Source organism: Pseudomonas caricapapayae, from assembly GCF_001400735.1.
Taxonomy (GTDB): Bacteria; Pseudomonadota; Gammaproteobacteria; order Pseudomonadales; family Pseudomonadaceae; genus Aquipseudomonas; species Aquipseudomonas caricapapayae.
In genome coordinates, this window is sequence record NZ_LJPW01000113.1 from 1 (window position 1) to 5771 (window position 5771).

General features: G+C 56.6%; 7 protein-coding genes and 1 pseudogene. 1 reads left to right on the forward strand and 7 read right to left on the reverse strand.

Annotated features, from left to right (window positions below; translation table 11 throughout):
• The 5 genes and pseudogenes from ALO80_RS32020 to ALO80_RS15800 form a co-directional block, all read right to left on the reverse strand.
• Positions 1-203: pseudogene (locus ALO80_RS32020) on the reverse strand (hypothetical protein); the annotation flags it as partial.
• Between the two features lie 344 nt (positions 204-547).
• On the reverse strand, positions 548-997 hold the full coding sequence (locus ALO80_RS15785; protein ID WP_055009666.1) for a single-stranded DNA-binding protein: 450 nt from the start codon (positions 995-997) through the stop codon (positions 548-550).
• A gap of 10 nt (positions 998-1007) precedes the next feature.
• Positions 1008-1841, reverse strand: coding sequence for a Rha family transcriptional regulator (locus tag ALO80_RS15790; protein ID WP_055009667.1), 834 nt, complete (start codon positions 1839-1841; stop codon positions 1008-1010).
• Positions 1842-1846: 5 nt separating this feature from the next.
• A complete protein-coding gene (locus tag ALO80_RS15795; RefSeq protein WP_055009668.1) occupies positions 1847-2422 on the reverse strand; it encodes a DUF3158 family protein in 576 nt (191 codons plus the stop codon).
• A complete protein-coding gene (locus ALO80_RS15800) occupies positions 2419-3198 on the reverse strand; it encodes a PFL_4669 family integrating conjugative element protein (protein ID WP_055009669.1) in 780 nt (259 codons plus the stop codon). The genes ALO80_RS15795 and ALO80_RS15800 overlap by 4 nt, the downstream gene beginning before the upstream one ends.
• A 94-nt stretch (positions 3199-3292) precedes the next feature.
• Between ALO80_RS15800 and ALO80_RS31710 the strand changes: the two genes are divergently transcribed.
• Positions 3293-3787 (forward strand): mucin 17-like protein, encoded by a 495-nt coding sequence (locus ALO80_RS31710; RefSeq protein ID WP_159420670.1) that lies wholly within the window; start codon positions 3293-3295, stop codon positions 3785-3787.
• A gap of 71 nt (positions 3788-3858) precedes the next feature.
• Here ALO80_RS31710 and ALO80_RS15810 read toward each other — a convergent pair whose 3' ends face one another.
• Positions 3859-5229 (reverse strand): STY4528 family pathogenicity island replication protein, encoded by a 1371-nt coding sequence (locus ALO80_RS15810; RefSeq protein WP_055009670.1) that lies wholly within the window; start codon positions 5227-5229, stop codon positions 3859-3861.
• Positions 5230-5234: 5 nt separating this feature from the next.
• Positions 5235-5771, reverse strand: a 537-nt coding sequence (locus ALO80_RS15815) for an STY4526/YPO1902 family pathogenicity island replication protein (protein WP_055009671.1), incomplete at its 5' end; no start/stop codon positions are given.

Here is a 5771-nt window from a genome sequence, read left to right on the forward strand (position 1 = left end):
CACCTTCTGAGCTCGCTCAAGGCTTCAGCGTCGGACTGGGCCTCCAGGATTAATTGCTGGCTTACTCCATAGGTGGCCAGCTCACTCGAATCAGGGCACGCAGTCAGCAAACTCATTCCCCACAGACGAAGCTCGATGTCGGTCATAGGTTCAACTTTTCCATATCGTTGACCAAGAAGGCATTCAAGTTTGAAAAGCTTCATGCTTCGGTCATACGCCTTGTCACGTTCAGCCTTGCGAGATCGGAGCTCAGCCCAACACACGATGCACAGACCCACGATCGTTGCGAGTGTGACTACTATCCAGAAGCCGACGTAGACGTTGTAAAGCCAGGTAGGAAGAATGTCTATCATGATATCCCAGTAACTTCATGTAGTGGGTGAACGCCCCGAATAGCCATCCAGTACTCTCGAAAGTACCACGCAGTGGCCGCGTTTTTTTAAATGTTAGCACAATGCCAAATTGAAGCTGGCTGGTGACGAGTGTCGAGTTATAGCTTCCTCCTCACCAGCAGCGTCACGTATTGGGCGCGATTTTTGGACGTGGTCTACACAGGAATATCGTCATCAAAGTCCGGCGCAGGATCGGCCTGGTTCTGGGCGGGCTGCGACCGTGCCGACTGCTGATGCTGGTTTTGTGTAAGATGAACGGCCTCGATCCGCGCGGGGAGAATGCCCACTCGCGATGCTTGCACCTTCATGGCCGAAAATTCTTCCCCGTCCTTGGTCCAGGAATCCATGACCGCCCGCCCCTGAATCAGCACTCGCATGCCTTTCTGGTAAACGTTGGCATAGTGCTCTGCATCCTTGTGCCAGAACTCGACGTTGGCCCAGAACCCTCCGCGATCCTCGTAGCCTGTGCCATCGCTTTTCTGGATTGAATTGTCAAAGTAGACATTCAACCGTAGCAAGCGGCGTGGATCTTTGTTGCCGTTGGGAAACTCCTTGAATTCTGGAGCAGAGCCGATGTTGCCTTCCCAATCTACTGATGTGCCCATGTTGAATTCCTCAGTGGGTGAATTTTTGAGCGAACGGAGTGCGCGCTGCGTGACTGGCGACGTAGCCGAGCAGTTCACGCGCCTGGCGCGAGGTGTCGGCGAGTTTGCCGGTCATGTGATTTTTGAAGGCGTCGCTGGCCAACGCTTCCACGCCTTTGTCGTAAAGCGCGTTGAACATCAGTTCAGCGTCATGCGAAGAGCGCAGCAGACCGTAGAGCAAGTCTTTGGCGATTGAAGAGCCTGCAACGCTGGGCAGATTTACCGCGGCCGACCCCTCGCCGATGATTTGGCCCTGGACGAACACGAGCGCTTGGTTGATCTGTTCGTCGGTCGCCTGATCCAACGACTTGATATCGAGGTAGGTTTGGAGCACCTGCTCGGAATTGGGCCGAGATGGACGACCCTGGTTTTGGCCTCGCATGAGCTCAAGGGTTTTGAGGGCGAAGGCCAACACTGCCCGCTGATCGGGTTGCACGGGCTGTGCTTTGAGTGCGTGTTCCATCTGATTGAAGGCGTTGATGTAGGCCTCCTTCCAGCGGGCAGCTTCCTTGCCAGTAAAGCCCATACAGAGAAACGTAAAGCCATCGCGTGTCATGCGAAACGCCGGATCTTTACGCGTTCTACCCAAACCCAAGTCAACGTCAATTTGTATGGGCTCAAAATTGAGCCGACGAAACTCGTCCGAACATTCAAGCTTTTCGATGGCACGTAAGACGTTCTTATGCAATTTGCCGAAGTGCAGCCCAACGTCAACGCTGGTCGTCATGGGCTGGCCTTTGACCAGTTCGATGCTGACTTCGGAAGTGACGCTAGCGCTGGACGAGGTGAGGGTTGAGTCAGTCATTGTGGTTACTCCTGAGCGAGCTTGGTTGCGCGGGATGGATTGATCTGATTCAGCCGTTCTGCATAAACGGCATCTGCCTGGGCCATCTTCTCTGCGCATTCGGCGGCCTGTCGGCCAATGGCATGGACCAGACTGATTTGCATGTTCAGTGCAACGCGCTGCTGTTCCATAGCGTGTAGATCCTGGAGCAGTGATTCGGGTGTTCTGGGATCGGCCAGCAAACTGGACCAGACATTGACGCCCATCTGCCGAGTCCCCATTTCCTGCCAGCGCAAAAACACAGTGCCTGCGCTTGTGCGTTGCCGAACCATCCGAACAGGCAGAAGGGTGTAGGGATGTCGATTTGCCTGGGCCAGCACTTGCTCTTCGGCCAGTGCGTTCAAATCGTCTTCAAGGGAACGGCATTGCTCGGCCAACTGGACCATCCCCCCCTTACCTTTAAAAGGTTTTAAAAGGCCTTTTAGGAAGGGGGCGTGTTGCAGGGCGCTGAAGGCATCCTGTTGCAAGGTCTGGAAGGCACCCTGTTGCAGTCCTCGGTTTCCAGACGACTGCTGCGGATGATTTTGCGTGAGATCACTCACTGTTCTGACTCAGGTCCAAGCGGATCTTGATGCGGTTGGCCGGGTGTCATTGCGTCTTCAAAGCCATCGTCATGATCATCGTCGCCATTTGCCTGGGCGGATGACGAGGCGAGCGCTGGCGCAAACTTGGACCGTTGAATGCCCTCAAGAATGTCTTGGGGGATTTCCCCAAATGGCGCGTACATTTCCCGAGCTTGCTCAGCGCGCGCGTTCTTGGCAGCGAAGTCACCTCGGCTTGCGCCGGAGTATTTGTAACGCTGACTCAGGCCGAACAGACGGCGCAAGATTGCAGCGCCCTCGTCCAGCCACTGGCCCTTGGCGTTGTTGTCGATCAGGCCAACATGGCTGGCCAGAAGAATGCGGCGTACCAGTTCATCGTAAGCCGTGAGCAAATACACCGCTTTGAAGGCCAGAGGCGTGGACAGGTAGAGGGGCAGGTTGACGGGCTGGACGGACAGGTTCTGTCCAATAGATAGCATGGCAGGCAGCGCGGCCATGACCTCGTCGAGTCTGGCGTCAATGTTCTTCATTTCCTGATCGCAGCTTTCGATCTTTTCCTCTATGAGAATCAGAAACCAGTCCGAGTAAGGGTCGTCCTGTTCGCAGCCACGCTTGATGCGATTGAGGATGTTGGCAAAGCCGCTCAGGCCGATCATGCCGGGCTTGCCTTCGGTGCGTTGACGACCAAACCACAGGCGCGAGGCGTGGTGAGTGTGCAGGGTCAGGTTGACGCTGCTTCGCAACGATCCGAGGTTGAGCTGAAAGTTGTCAGCCATGCTGAGCGCTTCCTTTATATGAGCAGGTAAATGGGGAGTGGCAAGACTGCCCGTGCGCACAGGCTGGGGTCAGTAACAAACCGTTTATTGGTCGTTGGGGTTTTGTGAGATTGGTGTCTGGAGTGTTGCCCGGGGCAACACTCTGGCCGGTGCTCGAAGTGTTGCCAGTGGCAACACCTGGATCGGTGCTCGGAGTGTTGCCAGTGGCAACGCCTTGGCCGTTGCTCGGAGTGTTGCCACTGGCAACACCTGGATCGGTGCTCGGAGTGTTGCCACTGGCAACACCTGGATCGGTGCTCTGAGTGTTGCCAGTGGCAACACCCTGGTCGGTGTTCGGAGTGTTGCCAGTGGCAACACCTTGGCCGTTGCTCGGAGTGTTGCCAGTGGCAACATACTGGTCGGTGTTCGGAGTGTTGCCAGTGGCAACACCCTGGTCGGTGTTCGGAGTGTTGCCAGTGGCATCACCTGGATCGGTGTTGGAAGTGATGCCAGTGGCATCACCCTGGTCGTTGTTCGGAGTGTTGCCAGTGGCAACACCCTGGCCGGTGTTGGAAGTGATGCCAGTGGCATCACCCAGATTCGTGCTTGAAGTGATGCCCGGGGCATCACCCGACTCATGGTTCCGAGTAACGCCACTGCGGACAGGATGATTGCGCATGATCAACCCTGAGTCCTCGGCCTGACCAACTGTTTGATGCTCAGCATGGAGCTGCGTCCCATCGCCAGTGATGAGGCATCCCGATCCTGCGGCGCTGTTCGGGGCTGTGCGACGGGAGGAGGGTGAGCTTGAGCGGACGGATTGGGCGCAGCACTGGGTGACCTGGAGTGACCCGATGCCGCTGGCGGATGCTGGGTGGCTTGTGAGGGAGCCTGCCACTGCGCATTGAATTCGCCGCTCATAGCTTTCTGCATGCAGCTCAACAAGTAGCCGAACGGGTTCTTCACCGATCCGTTTTGGCATCGATGCCGCCATTGGTCGAGCAGCGGTTGTCGCAAGGTGGGGTCCACTCGCTGCAACGCGAGTCGCGCTCTGTCTTGTTGATCCTGCGTGAACCGCTCAAACCCGGCGGGCAGGTCCGTACCACTTTCTGGAGCCTCGCGCGGTACAGAGCTTTTACATACAGATGTAGATGTATAGGTATACGTACTATATGAGTTCGGAATCCGAACCAAGCCGAAAGAGGCCGAACTCAGACTGAGTTCGGAATCCGAACCCGGTGTTTCCAAATTCGCTCCGGCGCTTTTTTCACTGAGTTCGGATTCCGAACTCAGTGAATTTGCCAGGCCTGCTCCCTTGGTTCGGAATCCGAACTCAGGTTCAGCCTGCTCGTGTTCGACCTGATTGGGCGTGTCATGCCACCCCTGTTGCCGCCATCTATCTTCGATGACCTCCAGTCGCGAAGGCAAGGCACCTGTGGAGTGATCCGGGTCAGCTGCGAATTCTTTGAAGGCGTGATCCGCCACCACTCTCACGGCTTTGTTGGCATGCTCAAGAGCATGGCCGACGAGCTGCATGTAGTTGCGGTCGATTTCCATTGCCTCGGCACATCCTACCGGTTCATCGTGCAGGATGTAGATGTTGCCTTGCACCCGGCCACTGACCGAATCACGTACCCGTTGTCCCAGACTCAGCCAGCGCGTCAGTCTCAGAACGGTCAGCGCCTTGGCCACGGTTTCTTTGGAGGCAGATTTACCCGGTGCTGAGCCCAGATATGGGCGTAGTTTTTCGTAGCTCGGAAACGCTGTGACGCCATCGCCATTGATGAGCAGCCTGAAAACCTGCCAGGCATTGCGTTCCAGCGGGGATAGCCGATCGTCGAGCAGCAGGCCGCGCGGAACCGTCTCGTGCGGATTGCCGCTGAAGACGATGCCGTCATAATGCTCTGCACGAACTGATTCAGCCGTCTGAGGTATCGAACCTGAGCCAGCGTTCTGCTGCTGCGCCAATTTCATTTGCTGGAGCAGCATGTGGTTTTGCAATGCCCCGGCAGCGGCGTTGATGGCGACTCCCAAGGAGGGACGTCGGTTCATTCTTGTCACATCCGGTCGCCTTCTACCTTGCCTGCAGTCTTACCTGCCAGACTACGTTTGGCAGCGCTGTGTTTCTTACCCGGTGGGTAGAGATCCTGTGCCAGCCATTGCTGAATTTTGTTCCACACCAGACCGAGGGTGATGGGATCTGGTGATTGGTGATCCTGTTCCTCCGGCGGGACGTTGATTTCCTCGGTCAACAACATGGCTATGTCGAGCAGCGCGACCCCGTCCGTGTGGTCGACGCCGAAGTCCGCCATCAACTTGACGAATCGGTGCCACAGAGGCGTGTCATCGGGTAGATCCCGAAAGCGGCCCGGCTTACCAGGCACACCGACCAGTACCCGCTGCAGCGAAACCTCCTGTGGCGACATGCCAAAAAACTGCTGGAGCATGGGCGTGGTTGCGCCCAGACGCAGCGCGCGTTGCACAATGCGGTTCTCTTCGTCCGTGCGCTCTTTGTTGGAAAGCAGGCGTTTGACCATCGCGGGATCGATCGCCACCTGGCACCAGATGACTGCCGAGTTCAGCAGTACGCTTTG